The sequence below is a fragment of the Agrobacterium sp. CMT1 genome, assembly GCF_037203725.1.
GTDB lineage: Bacteria > Pseudomonadota > Alphaproteobacteria > Rhizobiales > Rhizobiaceae > Agrobacterium > Agrobacterium pusense.
Window position 1 is genome coordinate 455591 of sequence record NZ_JBBCAR010000002.1, and the last position, 17148, is coordinate 472738.

Annotated in this window: 15 protein-coding genes; 9 read left to right on the forward strand and 6 right to left on the reverse strand. The window is 59.8% G+C overall.

Annotated features, from left to right (window positions below):
- The first annotated feature begins 101 nt into the window (after positions 1 to 101).
- From infB to WA845_RS04925, 6 genes are all read left to right on the forward strand, one after another.
- Positions 102 to 2837, forward strand: a complete 2736-nt coding sequence (infB, locus tag WA845_RS04900) for a translation initiation factor IF-2 (RefSeq protein WP_004439058.1) — start codon at positions 102 to 104, stop codon at positions 2835 to 2837.
- Positions 2838 to 2971: 134 nt separating this feature from the next.
- Positions 2972 to 3388 carry a 30S ribosome-binding factor RbfA gene (gene rbfA, locus WA845_RS04905; RefSeq protein WP_004439055.1) on the forward strand — a complete coding sequence of 139 codons (417 nt, stop codon included), beginning with the start codon at positions 2972 to 2974 and terminating at the stop codon, positions 3386 to 3388.
- Positions 3389 to 3391: 3 nt separating this feature from the next.
- Positions 3392 to 4339, forward strand: a complete 948-nt coding sequence (gene truB, locus WA845_RS04910) for a tRNA pseudouridine(55) synthase TruB (protein WP_004439053.1) — start codon at positions 3392 to 3394, stop codon at positions 4337 to 4339.
- Between the two features lie 181 nt (positions 4340 to 4520).
- On the forward strand, positions 4521 to 4790 hold the full coding sequence (gene rpsO, locus WA845_RS04915; RefSeq protein ID WP_004439050.1) for a 30S ribosomal protein S15: 270 nt from the start codon (positions 4521 to 4523) through the stop codon (positions 4788 to 4790).
- Between the two features lie 279 nt (positions 4791 to 5069).
- The gene (pnp, locus tag WA845_RS04920) at positions 5070 to 7217 is read left to right on the forward strand and encodes a polyribonucleotide nucleotidyltransferase (RefSeq protein WP_006699832.1); all 2148 of its coding nucleotides are present in this window, start codon (positions 5070 to 5072) and stop codon (positions 7215 to 7217) included.
- A 75-nt stretch (positions 7218 to 7292) separates the two neighbouring features.
- A complete protein-coding gene (locus WA845_RS04925; RefSeq protein WP_022555343.1) occupies positions 7293 to 8309 on the forward strand; it encodes a class I SAM-dependent methyltransferase in 1017 nt (338 codons plus the stop codon).
- Positions 8310 to 8314: 5 nt separating this feature from the next.
- On the opposite strand, the gene WA845_RS04930 is transcribed toward WA845_RS04925, so the two are convergent.
- The gene (locus WA845_RS04930; protein WP_004439041.1) at positions 8315 to 9259 is read right to left on the reverse strand and encodes an AEC family transporter; all 945 of its coding nucleotides are present in this window, start codon (positions 9257 to 9259) and stop codon (positions 8315 to 8317) included.
- Positions 9260 to 9723: 464 nt separating this feature from the next.
- Between WA845_RS04930 and WA845_RS04935 the strand changes: the two genes are divergently transcribed.
- Positions 9724 to 10716, forward strand: coding sequence for an adenosine kinase (locus WA845_RS04935; RefSeq protein WP_004439040.1), 993 nt, complete (start codon positions 9724 to 9726; stop codon positions 10714 to 10716).
- Here the strand turns inward: WA845_RS04935 and WA845_RS04940 are convergent.
- Positions 10709 to 11242 (reverse strand): SH3 domain-containing protein, encoded by a 534-nt coding sequence (locus WA845_RS04940; RefSeq protein ID WP_034496360.1) that lies wholly within the window; start codon positions 11240 to 11242, stop codon positions 10709 to 10711. The genes WA845_RS04935 and WA845_RS04940 overlap by 8 nt on opposite strands.
- 180 nt (positions 11243 to 11422) lie before the next feature.
- On the opposite strand from WA845_RS04940, the gene WA845_RS04945 reads away from it, so the two are divergent.
- A complete protein-coding gene (locus WA845_RS04945) occupies positions 11423 to 12427 on the forward strand; it encodes a 2-hydroxyacid dehydrogenase (RefSeq protein WP_004439034.1) in 1005 nt (334 codons plus the stop codon).
- A 60-nt stretch (positions 12428 to 12487) separates the two neighbouring features.
- Here WA845_RS04945 and WA845_RS04950 read toward each other — a convergent pair whose 3' ends face one another.
- The 3 genes from WA845_RS04950 to recF are packed head-to-tail and all read right to left on the reverse strand — an operon-like array spanning position 12488 to position 14878.
- Positions 12488 to 12964, reverse strand: coding sequence for a GNAT family N-acetyltransferase (locus WA845_RS04950; protein WP_337322211.1), 477 nt, complete (start codon positions 12962 to 12964; stop codon positions 12488 to 12490).
- Positions 12961 to 13728 (reverse strand): molybdopterin-synthase adenylyltransferase MoeB, encoded by a 768-nt coding sequence (locus tag WA845_RS04955; RefSeq protein WP_037089577.1) that lies wholly within the window; start codon positions 13726 to 13728, stop codon positions 12961 to 12963. Before WA845_RS04955 ends, WA845_RS04950 begins: the two co-directional genes overlap by 4 nt.
- Before the next feature lie 22 nt (positions 13729 to 13750).
- Positions 13751 to 14878: a DNA replication/repair protein RecF gene (gene recF, locus WA845_RS04960; RefSeq protein WP_112556108.1), complete on the reverse strand. Its 1128-nt coding sequence runs from the start codon at positions 14876 to 14878 to the stop codon at positions 13751 to 13753.
- A gap of 152 nt (positions 14879 to 15030) precedes the next feature.
- Between recF and WA845_RS04965 the strand changes: the two genes are divergently transcribed.
- On the forward strand, positions 15031 to 16143 hold the full coding sequence (locus WA845_RS04965; protein WP_112556110.1) for an alpha/beta fold hydrolase: 1113 nt from the start codon (positions 15031 to 15033) through the stop codon (positions 16141 to 16143).
- Between the two features lie 25 nt (positions 16144 to 16168).
- Here the strand turns inward: WA845_RS04965 and nrdF are convergent, their stop codons facing one another.
- On the reverse strand, positions 16169 to 17143 hold the full coding sequence (nrdF, locus tag WA845_RS04970) for a class 1b ribonucleoside-diphosphate reductase subunit beta (protein WP_112556112.1): 975 nt from the start codon (positions 17141 to 17143) through the stop codon (positions 16169 to 16171).
- Between the last annotated feature and the right edge of the window lie 5 nt (positions 17144 to 17148).

A 17148-nucleotide genomic window follows, 5' to 3' on the forward strand; every position in this document is an offset into this window, starting at 1 on the left:
GCGGTTGCCCGATATGAACGGTCGCCGCGTTCCGATGCAGCAATTGAACGACGAGACCTGATGAACGTCATCCGGTTCTCGTCCGAAGGAACGGGAACGGAATGACCGACAACAACGACGACAAGACACTCAACGCGCCTGCCAAGAAGACTCTTACCCTGAAGCCGGGCGGGATGAATCAGGGCACCGTGCGGCAGGATATGGGTCGAGGTCGCACCAACGCGGTTGTCGTGGAAACACGCAAGCGCCGCCCCATGCGTCCCGAAGACGAGAAGCAGGTACATTCGGCTGCGGCCCCCGCTCCGAAGCCGGCGGCTCCCGCCGCAGCAGCGCCGCGTCCACAGGCTCCGCAGCCACGCATCCACCAGCCCAGCAACCAGCAGCAGCGTCCGGGTTCTTCCCCTTCGCAGCAGCAGCGTCCCGGCTCGTCTGCGCCCCAGCAGCGCCAGCCGGAGCGTCCGCGCGGCAATGTTCTGCATGACCTTTCCGCCGGTGAAATGGAAGCCCGTCGCCGCGCACTGATGGAAGCGCAGGCCCGTGACGTCATTGAAGCCAAGCAGCGCGCCGAAGAAGAGGCTCGCCGCAAGGTGGAAGAAGAACGCCGCATTGCCGCGGAAAAGGAAGAGGCCGCCCGCCGCGCCGCCGAGGAGGCTGAAGCAGCAAAGCTCGCGGCAAGCCAGCCGGCCGCGGAAGCGAAATCCGAACCGGCCGCTGAAAAGCCGGTTTCTGCCGCTCAGCCGGCGCCGCGCGCCGAGGCTCGTCCTCAGCCCGCCGCTGCCCCTGCACGCCCGGCCACCGAAACTGCCGCTCCGCGCGGTCGCCGCACTGACGGCGACGAGGAGGACGATCGCGGTGCACGCCGTGGTAACCTGCCAGTCCGTGGCAAGGTTGCAGCGCCGGCGCCGGCCAAGCCGGCTGCACGCCTGAAGACAGAAGAAGAACGCCGCCGTGGCAAGCTGACCGTTACCTCGTCCAACCTGGATGAAGACGGTACGCCGCGTGGCCGCTCCATGGCATCCATGCGCCGCCGGCAGGAAAAGTTCCGCCGCAGCCAGATGCAGGAGACCCGTGAAAAGGTAATGCGCGAAGTGATCCTGCCGGAAACCATCACCATTCAGGAACTGTCGCAGCGCATGTCGGAACGTGCCGTCGACGTCATCAAGTTCCTGATGAAGGAAGGCCAGATGATGAAGCCGGGCGACGTGATCGACGCCGATCTGGCGGAACTGATTGCGGTCGAATTCGGCCACACCGTCAAGCGCGTTTCCGAATCCGACGTGGAAGAAGGCATCTTCAACCAGGCGGACGACGAAGGCGAAATGCTGCCGCGTCCGCCCGTCGTGACGATCATGGGTCACGTCGACCACGGCAAGACCTCGCTTCTCGACGCCATCCGTCAGGCGAACGTTGTTGCCGGCGAAGCCGGTGGCATCACCCAGCATATCGGCGCCTATCAGGTCGAGAAGAACGGTCAGAAGATCACCTTCATCGACACCCCCGGCCACGCCGCCTTCACCGCCATGCGTGCCCGTGGGGCGCAGGCGACGGATATCGCCGTTCTGGTGGTTGCCGCAGACGACAGCGTGATGCCGCAGACGATCGAGTCCATCAACCATGCCAAGGCGGCGGGTGTTCCGATCGTCGTTGCGATCAACAAGATCGACAAGCATGAGGCCAACCCTGAAAAGGTTCGCCAGCAGCTTCTGCAGCACGAAGTCTTCGTGGAATCGATGGGTGGTGAAGTTCTTGACGTCGAAGTTTCGGCCAAGAACAAGCTCAACCTCGACAAGCTGCTTGAAGCGATCCTGCTGCAGGCCGAAATCCTTGACCTCAAGGCGGACCCGAACCGCACGGCGGAAGGTACGGTCATCGAAGCCGAGCTCGACCGCGGCCGCGGCGCCGTTGCCACGGTTCTGGTTCAGAAGGGCACGCTGAAGCCCGGCCAGATCATCGTTGCCGGTGATCAGTGGGGCCGTGTGCGCGCGCTCGTCAACGACAAGGGCGAACATGTCAAGGAAGCCGGTCCGGCCATGCCGGTCGAGATTCTCGGTCTTTCCGGGACGCCGTCGGCCGGTGACCGTTTCGCGGTTGTCGAAAACGAAAGCCGTGCTCGCGAGATTTCCGAGTACCGCCAGCGTCTGGCACGCGACAAGGCTGTCGCACGTCAGACCGGCCAGCGCGGTTCGCTGGAACAGATGATGAGCCAGTTGCAAACGTCGGGAATGAAGGAATTCCCGCTGGTCATCAAGGCAGACGTGCAGGGCTCGGTCGAAGCCATTATCGCTTCGCTCGACAAGCTCGGCACCGACGAAGTCCGCGCTCGTATCGTTCATTCGGGTGCTGGTGCCATCACGGAATCGGATATCTCGCTTGCCGAGGCCTCCAACGCCGCAATCATCGGCTTCAACGTTCGCGCCAATGCACAGGCACGTACGGCTTCCGAACGCGCCGGTATCGAGATCCGCTACTACAACATCATCTACGATCTGGTGGATGACGTGAAGGCGGCGATGTCGGGTCTGCTTTCGCCGGAACGTCGCGAGACCTTCCTCGGCAATGCCGAAATCCTCGAGGTGTTCAACATCACCAAGGTCGGCAAGGTCGCGGGTTGCCGTGTCGTCGAAGGCAAGGTGGAACGTGGTGCGGGTGTTCGTCTGGTACGCGACAACGTCGTCATCCACGAAGGCAAGCTCAAGACCCTCAAGCGCTTCAAGGACGAAGTCAACGAAGTGCCTGTTGGTCAGGAATGCGGTATGGCCTTCGAAAACTACGAAGACATCCGCGCCGGCGACACCATCGAGTGCTTCCGCGTCGAACACATCACGAGAACGCTCTAAAGCATTTCCAGGAAAAGTGGACCCCCGGTTTTCCGTCCGGAAATGCGATAGAACAAAGAGCGTTCTCGCCGCAAAACAGGAATTTACTGTCGGGCGCCGGCTTACCGGCGCTCGCTCCGTTTGAGGCATAACCAATGGCAAAAGCTACATCATCGGCCCCTTCCCAACGCATGCTGCGCGTCGGCGAACAGGTGCGCGCCGCCCTGACCCAGATTCTCCAGCGCGGGGAAGTCCGCGACGATCTGATCGAAAGCACCGTCATTTCCATTTCGGAAGTGCGCATGTCTCCCGATCTCAAGATCGCGACAGCTTACGTGACGCCGCTCGGCGTTGCCGACCACACCGATATCATCACGGCACTCAACCGCCATGCCAAGTTCATGCGCGGCCGCCTCGGCCCGCAGCTCCGGCAGATGAAATACATGCCGGAACTGCGTTTCCGCGACGATACGAGTTTCGACAATTATCAGAAGATCGACGCGCTTCTACGCTCGCCCGAAGTGCAGCGCGATCTTGGACCTTCAAACGAAAAAGACGACGAACAGAACTGAAGCATGTCCAAACCACGCAAACAGCAGAACCGCAAACCCAAGGGCCGTCCGATTTCCGGTTGGCTGATCCTCGACAAGCCGCTCGATTTCGGCTCTACCGAGGCCGTCTCCAAGATCAAGTGGCTGTTCAATGCCCAGAAGGCAGGCCATGCGGGCACGCTTGATCCGCTGGCCTCCGGCATGTTGCCGATCGCGCTTGGTGACGCCACCAAGACCGTGCCTTACGTCATGGACGGCCGGAAAATCTACGAATTCACAGTGACCTGGGGCGAGCAGCGCACGACAGACGATCTGGAAGGCGAAGTGGTCGAATCTTCCGATCAGCGCCCGGACGAGCAGGCGATCCGCGATCTTCTGCCCAATTATACCGGCGTGATCATGCAGACCCCGCCGCAATTCTCCGCTATCAAGATCGCCGGTGAACGCGCTTATGATCTGGCACGTGACGGCGAGACCGTGGAAATTCCCGCACGCGAGGTGGAAATCCATCGCTTGACGTTGCTGGCCTGCCCGGATGCCGATACGGCCCATTTCGAAGTGGAATGTGGCAAAGGCACCTATGTGCGGGCGCTTGCGCGTGACATGGGCCGCGATCTCGGCTGTTTCGGCCATATCTCGGAACTGCGCCGCACCATGGTCGCTCCATTCGGCGAAGACATGATGGTGCCGCTCGAAACGCTCACCGCGCTTGAAGCCGTTGAAGACCGCGACGAGCGGCTGGAAGCGCTGGACGCCTATCTGATCGACACGGCCGAAGCGCTTTCCGCCCTTCCCCGCCTTATTATCAATGACGACCAGGCGCACCGGCTGAAGATGGGCAACCCTATCCTGCTGCGCGGGCGCGATGCGCCGGCCAGCCATCCGGAAGCCTACGCTACGGCACATGGCAAGCTGGTCGCCATTGGCGAAATCGGCGAAGGCGAGTTTCGCCCGAAGAGGGTTTTCGGCTGAGTCGGACCGTCACGCGTTTGCTGACGCGTGGCGGAGCGCTGTCAATCGCCTCTTTCCATTGCACCCGGAATAGTTTATAGGCAGCGCCAGCTTGGGCTTTGCCTTCGCTTTTCATGGCCAGAGCTGGACGACATCCCGGCTCTAGGCGTCCCGTTTTCCTTAAAACTGAAAGGATCGTCCGATGTCGATTACTGCAGAGCGTAAAGCCGCCCTCATCAAGGAATATGCAACGAAGGAAGGCGACACCGGTTCGCCGGAAGTTCAGGTCGCAATCCTTACCGAGCGGATCAACAACCTGACCGGTCACTTCAAGGATCACAAGAAGGACAACCACTCGCGTCGTGGCCTTCTGACCCTGGTTTCGAGCCGTCGTTCGCTTCTCGACTATCTGAAGAAGAAGGACGAAGCCCGTTACACCAAGCTGATCGGTGCTCTCGGCATTCGCCGCTAATAAGGTTTCCGGCGGGCTTCTCAATGATGCCCGCCGGTTTTTAATTCCGGCCCTTCAGGCCGCATGATTTTCCGGGCGTTTGCCGCAGATGTGGCCCCCGGGCGATAAGGGTGAACCGGATGGGCCGGTGCCGCCTTTTTCAACCGCAGACCTGTCATGGGGCAGGATTGCCGGATGCTTGCCCGTCCAAGCCTCCCGCTGTCTTGCCCGTGATTGAGTCACAGCGCTGCCACGGCCGGTCACGATGACCGGGCGGGCAGCCACAACCAAGGACAAGATATGTTCAATCAACACTCCGTGGAAATCGAATGGGCAGGCCGCCCGCTGAAGCTCGAGACCGGCAAGGTTGCCCGTCAGGCTGATGGCGCCGTCATCGCAACCTACGGCGAGACCATGGTTCTCGCGACTGTGGTTTCCGCTAAGTCTCCGAAGCCGGGTCAGGATTTCTTCCCGCTCACCGTCAACTATCAGGAAAAGACCTACGCAGCCGGCAAGATCCCCGGTGGTTACTTCAAGCGTGAAGGCCGTCCGAGCGAAAACGAAACGCTGGTCTCGCGCCTGATCGACCGCCCGATCCGTCCGCTCTTCCCTGAAGGTTACAAGAACGACACCCAGGTTGTCGTCACCGTTATCCAGCACGACCTGGAAAACAATCCTGACATCCTCTCCATGATCGCCACATCCGCGGCGCTCACGCTTTCCGGCGTTCCCTTCATGGGCCCGGTTGGCGGCGCGCGCGTTGGCTACATCAACGGCGAATATGTTCTGAACCCGCATCTCGACGAGATGGATGAGTCGGTTCTGGACCTGGTTGTTGCCGGCACGCAGGACGCCGTCCTGATGGTGGAATCGGAAGCCAAGGAACTGAACGAAGACGTCATGCTCGGCGCGGTCATGTTCGGTCACCGCGGTTTCCAGCCCGTTATCGATGCGATCATCAAGCTCGCCGAAGTTGCCGCCAAAGAACCGCGCGAATTCGAACCGGAAGATTTTTCCGCTCTCGAAAACGAGATGCTGGCCCTCGCCGAAGCTGAACTGCGCGACGCTTACAAGATCACCGAAAAGGCCGCCCGTTACGCCGCCGTCGACGCCGTCAAGGCTAAGGTGAAGGCGCACTTCCTGCCGGAGGAAGGCGAAGCCAAGTACACGCCGGAAGAAATCGGCGCTGTCTTCAAGCACCTTCAAGCCAAGATTGTTCGCTGGAACGTTCTCGACACCAAGAGCCGCATCGACGGCCGCGACCTGTCGACCGTTCGCCCGATCGTTTCCGAAGTCGGCATTCTGCCGCGCACGCACGGTTCGGCGCTCTTCACCCGCGGTGAAACCCAGGCGATCGTTGTTGCGACCCTCGGCACCGGCGAAGACGAGCAGTATGTCGACAGCCTCACCGGCATGTACAAGGAACGCTTCCTGCTGCATTACAACTTCCCGCCCTACTCGGTCGGTGAAACAGGCCGCATGGGCTCTCCGGGCCGTCGTGAAATCGGCCACGGCAAGCTCGCATGGCGCGCTATCCGTCCGATGCTGCCGACTGCCGAACAGTTCCCCTACACGCTGCGCGTCGTTTCCGAAATCACCGAATCCAACGGCTCCTCGTCGATGGCAACGGTTTGCGGCACCTCGCTGGCGCTGATGGACGCAGGCGTTCCGCTTGCCAAGCCGGTTGCCGGTATCGCCATGGGCCTCATCCTCGAAGGCGACCGTTTCGCGGTTCTCTCCGACATCCTCGGTGACGAAGACCACCTCGGCGACATGGACTTCAAGGTCGCAGGTACGGCTGACGGCATCACCTCGCTGCAGATGGACATCAAGATCGCCGGTATCACCGAAGAGATCATGAAGATCGCTCTGGAGCAGGCACAGGGTGGCCGCAAGCACATTCTCGGCGAAATGGCCAACGCCATCACCGAGAGCCGCGGTCAGCTCGGCGAATTTGCGCCGCGCATCGAAGTGATGAACATCCCGGTCGACAAGATCCGTGAAGTCATCGGCTCCGGCGGCAAGGTCATTCGCGAAATCGTCGAAAAGACCGGCGCGAAGATCAACATCGAAGACGACGGCACCGTCAAGATCGCTTCTTCTTCCGGCAAGGAAATCGAAGCGGCCCGCAAGTGGATCCACTCCATCGTTGCGGAACCAGAAGTCGGCGCCATCTATGAAGGCACGGTTGTCAAGACCGCCGACTTCGGCGCTTTCGTCAACTTCTTCGGCGCCCGTGACGGCCTCGTCCACATCTCGCAGCTCGCTTCCGAGCGCGTTGCCAAGACCTCCGACGTCGTCAAGGAAGGCGACAAGGTCTGGGTCAAGCTGATGGGCTTTGACGAGCGTGGCAAGGTTCGCCTGTCCATGAAGGTTGTCGACCAGGAAAGCGGCAAGGAAATCGTTGCCGACAAGAAGAAGGAAGACGGTGAAGCCGCTGCCGAATAAGGCCGCGCCACCAGATCCTGTCGAGGCGCGGGTTTTGCCCGCGCCTTTTTTCTATTCTACCGTGAGGATGCTCCCATGAGCCGTGACGCCGTAAAAACCCTTTTCCATCCCTTTGCCTCTGACATGCTTGCCATGCCGAAAGACGGCGAACGCGTTCTTTTTCTGGGAGCGGAGGCGGGTCCGCGGCTCGACGGTTTCGACGCGGAGATCGTCGCGGTTCAGCATCTTCGGCCGCTCTATCGCGCTCTTGAAGCTCAGGGTGCAAAGGTCACTCCGGATATTTCGGGCGAAGATTACGATGCGGCGCTGCTGCTTTGCGGCAAACACCGCGGCGAAAATGAAAACCGTGTCGCTGAAGCGCTTTCCCGGGTGAAGGCCGGCGGCCTGATCGTCGCAGCCGGATCGAAGGAAGACGGTATTCTGACGCTGCGTAAGACGCTGACAAAGCTCGGCATCGAGGTGGACTCGACGCCGAAATATCACGGCGTCGCCCTGTGGTTCAAACGGCCGGACGATATCTCTGCCGTCGTGTCGAAACTTGCTCAGAAGCCCGTGACGGTGGAAGGCCGCTTCACTGCCCTGCCCGGCATGTTCTCGCATGACCGCGTGGATGATGGTTCGGAACTGCTCGCATCACGCCTGCCGACCGATTTCGACGGCAATGCTGCCGATTTCGGTGCCGGCTGGGGTTATCTCTCCATCATGCTTGCGGGAAAATCGCCGCGCACGGCCCGTATCGATCTGTTCGAAGCGGATTGGAATGCGCTCGAATTCGCCAAGACCAATCTTCTCGAAAACAACCCTCGCCTGACGGCGCGTTTCTTCTGGCAGGATCTGGCGAACGAGCCGCCGAAGGAGAAATACGACCTCATCATCATGAACCCGCCTTTCCATTCAAGTGGACAGGCGGCGGAGCCGGCGCTGGGTCAGGCCTTCATCAAGGCCGCGGCCGGGGCGCTGCGCAGCGGTGGCAAGTTGCTGATGGTCGCCAATCGCGGCCTGCCCTATGAGCCGGTGCTGGCAGCAGAATTCCGCACCAGCGCGGAAGTATGCCGAAATGCCCGCTTCAAGATTCTGAGCGCCCAGAAGTAAGAAAATCAGCTCAATAGCCAGGCCCATAGCGACACGGAAAGGACACCGGTCGCCGTGGATATGCTGATGGTTGAGGCCGCAACGCTGTGGCCGATGCCGAAACGGTTGGCGATGAGCCAGGCATTCACGCCCGTTGGCACCGACGAGGTGAGGACAAGCGCCGCCGTCCATTCACGGCTTAGCCCGAGTACATGGCCCATGGCCCAGACACAGGCTGGCAGGAGCAACAGTTTAAAAAAAGTCATGGTGACGGCAATGCCCATATTGCCGCGGATGGTGTATTTCGTCAGCGCCATGCCCAGCGAGATCAGGGCTGCGGGTCCTGCCATGGAGGCGATCTGATCCACCACTGTTTTCAGGACAGGCGTCAGCGCCAGACCGGAAACATTGGTCGAAAGCCCTATGACGAGGCCAATCACAAGAGGATTGGTGACGAGATTTCTGCCGACCTGCTTGAAGACCGCGGCCGTGCTGCGCTTTTCTCCACCGATTGCCTTGTGCGTTGCATTTTCCATCAGGATCGTGCCGGCGATCATCATGACCGGCAGGTGGATGGCGAGCAGGATGGAAAGGGCAACCAGCCCTTCGTCGCCCACGGAGCGACCGACAAGAGGCAGGCCAATGAAGATATTATTCGCAAAGGCCGAGGAGATGCCGGCAATGACGGCGATGCGGACATCCTGCTTGAACACATGGCGGGTGACGATATGCCCGACTGTCCAGGTGACGGCCACGCCAGCAAAATAAGTGAGCCAGAGCCGGAACGGCGAGGCACCGTGGAAATTCGCTTCCGCAAGGGTGCGGAAAATCAAGGTCGGCACGGCGATCTTGAAGACGAAGTCGCTCAAGATCTCTCCTGCGTCTGCCCGGAAGAGGCCAGCTCTCACGGTCAGCCAGCCGATCAGGATGAGAATGAAAATCGGGGCGACATTCGCGGCAACGGCAGACATGGAGGGAAAGCTTTCGCGGCTTTTGCGGGAGGATACTCCGCTTTAGAGCCTTTTCGGCCGGAATGGAATCCGAAAACGCTTCATGTTCCGGTTTTAATCGCGGCATGGAAGGCTGGGCAGCCTTCGCACCACATCTACCGGGCGGGCGTGCGGCCCATGCGATGGTGACGTCTGCCTAAAAGAAAAAGCGGGGTCTCCCCCGCCTTTTATGTCCGTTATATGCCGCCAGTACATCCGTGGCGGAGATAACGGTTGAGCCAGAAGACCTCATGTCTTCCACTTCGGTACGCATTCACACACCTCTGCTCTGGTCGCAGAGATAGCTTAACCATATTACAGGCAAATGACGCGTTTTCTTCTTTCGCGCAGAACCGCATATTTCCGCTTTAGGCTTTTCTTGCCGCCAGAAATGTTTAAGACCTTTGAAAAAAAGACGCACACCCCGTGCGAACCGGATAGGGCCAATGACGAAATTTGACGTACTGACTGTCGGCAATGCCATCGTCGACATCATTTCCCGCTGCGATGACCGCTTTCTCAACGACAATGCCATTACCAAAGGGGCGATGAACCTCATAGACGCAGAACGGGCAGAGCTGCTTTATTCGCTGATGGGGCCGGCTCTCGAAGCCTCCGGCGGCAGCGCTGGCAATACGGCGGCGGGTGTGGCGAATTTCGGCGGCAAGGCTGCCTATTTCGGCAAGGTGGCGGAAGACCAGCTCGGCGAAATCTTCCAGCACGACATCCGCGCTCAGGGCGTTTATTTCGAAACCAAGCCGCAAGGCACCTTTCCGCCAACGGCCCGTTCGATGATCTTCGTGACCGAAGATGGCGAGCGTTCGATGAACACCTATCTCGGCGCCTGCGTCGATCTGGGCCCTGAGGATGTGGAAGATGACGTGGTGGCGCAGACCAAGGTCACCTATTTCGAGGGTTATCTGTGGGATCCGCCGCGCGCCAAGGATGCGATCCGCGAATGCGCCCGCATTGCTCATGAAAACGGCCGCGAAGTTTCCATGACGCTTTCCGACAGTTTCTGCGTCGGCCGTTACCGTGAGGAGTTTCTCGATCTGATGCGCTCCGGCACAGTGGATATCGTTTTCGCCAACAAGCAGGAAGCGCTTTCCCTTTATGAAACCGACGACTTCGAGCTTGCGCTGACCAGGATCGCCGCCGACTGCAAGATCGCGGCGGTGACGATGAGCGAAGAAGGCGCGGTTATCCTGCGCGGCACGGAACGCGTGAAGGTGGATGCCTATCCGGTGCATGACGTGGTCGACACGACGGGTGCGGGCGATCTTTTCGCCGCCGGCTTCCTGTTCGGTTATACGCAGGACCGGTCGCTCGAAGATTGCGGCAAGCTTGGCTGCCTTGCGGCTGCCGCTGTCATTCAGCAGGTCGGGCCTCGTCCCATGTCATCGCTGAAGGCGCTTGGCGAGAAGCACGGCCTTATTTAAAGGCTTCACCCGGGTAAGCACCCCAGATTTCGCCCTGCGAAACCCAGCCCGAGGCCTGACCGGCCTCGGCACGACACCAGTCCCCATTGCATTCGCCGATCCTGAAGACCACGCCCGGCTCAAGTCGTGCGACAACGGCAGCGCCCGACTGCGCTTCACGGCGCATGTTCACATAAACTTCCTTGCCCTTGCCCCGCATCCAGGGCGCTGCTACGGCCGTGCGCTCACCGGAGAGAAGGGCCTGGTTGACCCATCCTTCCGTCCCATCGGCATCACGGATCCGCCGCCAGTTTTCATATTCCTGGATGATCTCAACCGGCATCCCGGATTTCAGATACATCCATGACACGGCGTAATCCGTGCTCGGACCGATGCGCATGTTCACGCGTTTGGATTTCAGGCTGACAAAACGCGGCAGCGGCAGGCCGCTGGCGCCTTTCGCGGCGCCCTGCGCCATGGCGTCGGTTGCCGCACCGAGGAGGCCCAAAGACAATGCAATGCAAACAATAGAAACCACACTGCGCATGCCCATTTCCGTTTCCCGCCTTCTGCAAACCGGATGATATTTAAGGAGGCTCGTTTCCACATGCCTCAAGCTTCAGCGAGTTTTGTTTGTCTTCGCCGGTGGGTCTGGTAGAAACGCCCTGATTGAAAGAAATTATCGCTCTTTCTGGTTAATGACTTCTGAACAAGGCGGCGGCAAACGATGACCCCCAAGAAGAGACCGACAGTCTATATCACCCGCAAATTGCCTGATGTCGTCGAAACCCGAATGCGCGAACTTTTCGACGCAGAACTCAATATCGATGACACCCCGCGCAGCGAGGAAGAACTGGTCGCCGCCATGCAGCGGGTGGACGTGCTGGTGCCAACGGTCACCGATCGCATTACCGCCCCGATGATCGAGCAGGCTGGACCGCAGCTGAAGCTGATCGCGAGTTTCTCCAACGGCATCGACCATGTGGATGTGGACGCCGCGGCCCGCAAGGGCATCACCGTGACGAACACGCCCAACGTACTGACCGAGGACAGCGCCGATATCACCATGGCGCTGGTGCTGGCCGTACCGCGCCGCATGATCGAGGGCACACGCGTCCTTGCCAATGGCGCGGATGAGTGGCTCGGCTGGTCACCAACCTGGATGCTGGGACGGCGCATTTCCGGCAAGCGTATCGGTATTGTCGGGATGGGCCGCATCGGCACCGCGGTGGCACGGCGCGCCAAGGCTTTCGGGCTTTCCATTCACTATCACAACCGCAAACGCGTCAATCCGGCGACGGAGGCGGAGCTCGAAGCGACCTATTGGGACAGTCTCGACCAGATGCTCGCGCGGGTGGACATCGTTTCGGTCAACTGCCCCTCGACGCCCGCGACCTATCACCTTATTTCCGCCCGGCGGCTCGCGCTGATGCAGCCGACGAGCTACATCGTCAATACCGCGCGGGGCGACATCATCGATGAGGCAGCGATGATCCAGTGCCTGCGCGAGGGCAAGATCGCCGGCGCTGGACTGGATGTCTACGAGAACGAGCCTGCGGTGAACCCCAAGCTCATCAAGCTTGCCAAGGAAGGCAAGGTGGTGCTGCTTCCACATATGGGTTCAGCGACAATCGAAGGCCGCATCGAGATGGGTGACAAGGTCATCATCAATATCCGCACGCTGTTCGATGGTCACCGCCCGCCGAACCGGGTGTTGCCCGGGCGAAACTGAAACAGAGGCCCGAAGATCGGACCTCCCGGTTCTTGTCAATCGCGCCGGAGGGAAGTCGCTTCAGCCGAGGATTTTGGTCATCTCGATCGAGGTCGTGCGATCATATCCCGCATGGGCATTTTCTGCCGTCTTGACGAAACCCCAAGCCCCGAACTTTGCATGATTGGCGACAAGCTCAATCCGGGTTTCCAGCCGTAGCGCCGGCAGCGCCAGTTCACGGGCCAGGGCCTCGGCTTGCTCCAGCAACATTTTACCGATGCCCTTTCCCTGCGCTTTCGGGGAAACGCACAATTTGCCGACGTAAAGACAGGATGGCGGCTCCGGCCTGCAGAAAAGGCAGCCCAGCAGGTCATTCCCGTCCAAAACTACGAAAGCAATCTCCGCCCTTGCCTTTTCGGCAAGATTTTCAGGCGTCAGGCGATGGGCTGAAGATGGTGGGTCGATGACGCCATCCATGTAAGCGAAGGACGTCATGATAAGCGCCAGCAATTCATGCCAGCGGTCGAAGTCGTCGCCAATTCTTTTGATTTCCATCATGTTTTCTTTGTCCCTTGACGCCGCTTGTATCGCACTGTTTCGAAACGCGCCGACAGGGCGTCATAGAGGAGCAGACGGCCAATCAGCGGTTCGCCGGCACCGGTGATCAGCTTGATCGCCTCCATGGCCATCAGCGTGCCGATAACGCCGGTCAGCGCGCCGACAATCCCTGTTTCCGCACAATTCGGGATGAGCCCCTGCGGCGGCGGCTCGGGAAACAGGTCACGATAGCCGGGCAGCAACGTGCCTTCGGCATTTGTTTCATAGGGCTTCAGCACCGTCACAGAACCATCAAAACGGCCAACGGCGCCCGTCACCAGCGGCCTTTTTGCCGTTTCCGCCGCGTCCGCTGCGGAATATCGAGTGTCGAAATTGTCCGATCCGTCAATCAGGAGATCGAAAGATTGCAAATGATCATGCGCCCAGACCTGCGAAAAGCGGTCTTCATACACGATTGTACGCACATGAGGATTGAGGCGAGCAATGGCCTTTCGGGCACTTTCCGTCTTCTGCTCGCCAATCGTCCCGCTATCGTGGATCACCTGGCGCTGAAGGTTGGAGAGAGACACGACGTCATCGTCGATCATGCCGAGTGTGCCGACGCCGGCGGCGGCGAGATAATGAAGCACCGGCGCACCGAGACCACCCGCCCCGATGACCAGCACGCGCGCGGCCTTCAGCCGTTGCTGGCCTGCACCGCCGATTTCCGGTAGCAGGATATGGCGTTTGTAGCGTTCTATTTCTTCCGGGCTCAGCGGGTCCATGTCGCACTCCCTCTCTTTGCCTTCATGCGGTGATGCTCCCGTGGGATATATTGAAGAATTGTGCCCGCTCGCCAAGGGCGGAGAACATGGCCGCATCCGTTCCAGTCATGAAACTCTGTCCCCCCAGCGCGTGGATGAGATCGAACAATGCCGCCCGCCTGCCCTCGTCCAGATGAGCGGCAATCTCATCCAGCAGCAGAACCGGTGCATAACCCGTCATGTTGGCGGTCAGCTGCGCATGCGCGAGCACCAGACCCACCAGCAGCGCCTTCTGCTCCCCCGTCGAACAGCGTTCGGCTTCCATGTCCTTTTCCGCATGCCGCACGAAGAGATCGACACGGTGCGGCCCATCAAGCGTGCGCCCGGCAGCGGCGTCCCGGTAGCGACCTTCACGCAGCATCAAGCCATATTCGTCTTCCAGATCGACGGCGGGACGGTTCAGGCCATCATCCATAAAGCCGGAAAGCGACAGCGTCGCAGAGGGGAAGGCCGCATCGCCCGTCCGCCCTTCGATCAAACTCCGGAGCAGGCCGAGCATCTCATAACGGGCAACCGCCATGGAGATGCCGAGTTCAGCCATCTGCTTTTCGATACCATCCAGCCAGACCGGATCAAAACGGCCCTCGGAAAGCAGTCTGTTACGCCCACGCATCGCTTTGTCAAAATCGCTGGCGCGTCGACCATGGGCGGGATCAAGCGATAGCACAAGTCGGTCAAGGAAACGCCGGCGGTCAGACGATGAGCCTGTAAAAAGGCCGTCCATGGCGGGGGTGAGCCACAGGACGCGCAGATGGTCGGTCAATTCATCGACGGATTTGACTGCCGTGCCGTTCAGCCGCAGCCGGCGCGACACCACCTCGCCATCGCCTTCAATCCCCGTGCCGATCGCGACCTCACCATCCATGCCATCGACATCTGCGAAAATCGAAAAGCCGGTAGCTTGCGCACCCACGCGCGTGACGTCGGACAGAACCGCGCGGCGAAGTCCGCGTCCGGGCGACAGAAACGACACCGCCTCCAGAAGGTTGGTCTTGCCGGACCCATTGTCGCCGGTCAGCACCACATGGCGGTCATCCAGGGAAAGCGATGCCGCCGCGTAGTTGCGGAAGTCCGTGAGTTTCAGTCGGGAAAGCGAGACCTTGTTCGTCATGGTTACGGCCTAAAACGAAGCTGCCCCGATGGCAAGGCGGCTCTTGTCCATGTTTATTGCCTAGCGCCGAAACCATGCGAATTATTCAGTAGTGGCAACTTTTTTAGCGGGCGGCTATTTATAGCCGGTTCGTTATCACCGGTAACTCTTCCATGCGTCTCCTCCTGCCTCTTTTTATCATGCTCGGTCTTCTTTCCTCCTGCGCCGGACGGCCGGGAGCGGACGTGCTGCAAGCGGTCGACACCAGGGCGAAGGATGCCAAAATCGTGACCGCCTATGTGGCAAGCACGCGCGAAAAAAGCGAGGAGGCCAAAAAGGGCTTCAGTGCGCTCAGAGCGGCCGAACCGAATTATGCCCGCTTCGACATTTCGATACCACCCACCCACAAGAGCGGAAAAATTGAGTGGTCGACCGGCAAACCCGACGCGAAGAAGGATTTTGTCGTCACACGGGCGCAGATGTTGAGCAAGGCTCGTTTCAACGATGACCTCGGAGATATCACCCGCTCCGGCAAGCAGATTGCGCTTTTCGTGCATGGCTATAATTACAGCTATCAGGAAGCGCTTTTCCGGGCAGCGCAGATGGCAGCCGATGCCAATCTGGATGGTGTGCCGCTGGTATTTTCCTGGCCCTCGCAGGCGAATGTCGCCGGCTACGTCGCCGACAAGGAATCGGCGACCTACTCCCGTGACGCACTCGCCAATCTGCTGACAGACCTCACACGCCGTTCTCCACGCAAGAACATTGTCGTTTTCGGCCATAGCATGGGCGGCTGGCTGGTCATGGAAGCGCTACGCCAATTGCGTTTCGAGGGGCGAAGCGACGTTATTGCCAAGCTGCAGGTGGTTCTTGCCGCGCCCGACATCGATGCCGATGTCTTCCGCAAACAGATCGAGGTGGTTGGCCGGCTCAACCCGCCGCTCACCGTTCTGGTTTCCAAGGACGACCGCGCCCTGAAAGCCTCCTCCATACTGGGCGCAGACGTCACGCGGATCGGCGCACTTGACGTCACGGATCCGAAGGTGCAGGACGCCGCCCTCAAGGAGGGCGTTCAGTTCGTGGATATTTCCAAGCTGAAGGCGTCCGACCCGCTCAACCACGACCGCTATGCTGCTTTGGCGTCACTCGTGCCGCAGCTGGAGGCAAGCCGCAACGGCAATGGACAAAACGGCATCGGCCGTGCGGGCGCTTTCGTGTTCGATGCTATCGGCGCGACCGTATCGAGCCCCTTCCGGCTTGCCAGCCAGGTGGTGAACCCGCAGTAAAAATACTGCGGGTTACCCAAAGGTTTCAAAAGTCCCAGTCTTCGTCCTCGGTCGCGACCGCCTTGCCGATGACGTAGGACGAGCCGGAGCCGGAGAAGAAGTCGTGGTTCTCATCTGCATTGGGCGAGAGCGCTGAAAGGATCGCCGGATTGACCCGGCAAGCCTCGGCGGGAAACAGTGCCTCGTAACCCAGATTCATCAGGGCCTTATTGGCGTTGTAGTGCAGGAACTGCTTGACGTCCTCGGTCAGGCCGACGCCGTCATAGAGGTCCTCGGTATATTTTGCCTCGTTATCGTAAAGCTCAAGAAGCAGGTCGAAGGCGAAATCCTTGATCTCATGCCTTTCGTTTTCATTAAGACGGTCTATCGCCCTTTGGAACTTGTAGCCGATATAATAGCCGTGCACGGCCTCGTCGCGGATGATCAGGCGGATCAGGTCCGCCGTGTTGGTAAGCTTGGCGCGGCTTGACCAGAACATCGGCAGGTAGAAGCCGGAATAGAACAGGAAGCTTTCCAGAAAGACGCTGGCGATCTTTTTCTTCAGCGGATCGCCGCTGTCATACTCCCGCATGATGAGTGCGGATTTGCGCTGCAGGAACTCGTTTTCCTCCGACCAGCGATAGGCATCATCGACGTCAGGCGTGAGGCAGAGCGTCGAGAAGATCGATGAATAGGACCGGGCGTGCACCGCTTCCATGAATGAAATGTTTGAGAGAACCGCCTCCTCATGCGGTGTTGCCGAATCTGCCATCAGGCGCACCGCGCCGACGCCGTTCTGGATTGTGTCCAGCAATGTCAGGCCGGTGAAGACACGGATCGTCAGTTTCTGCTCCTCGGGCCTCAGTGTTCCCCAGGAGGGGATGTCGTTGGAAAGCGGCACCTTTTCCGGCAGCCAGAAATTCGAGGTCAGGCGGTTCCAGACTTCCAGGTCCTTGTCGTCCTCGATGCGGTTCCAGTTGACCGCGCGGATGCGGGACACAGGTTTTACGGCGATGTTCATTGTCT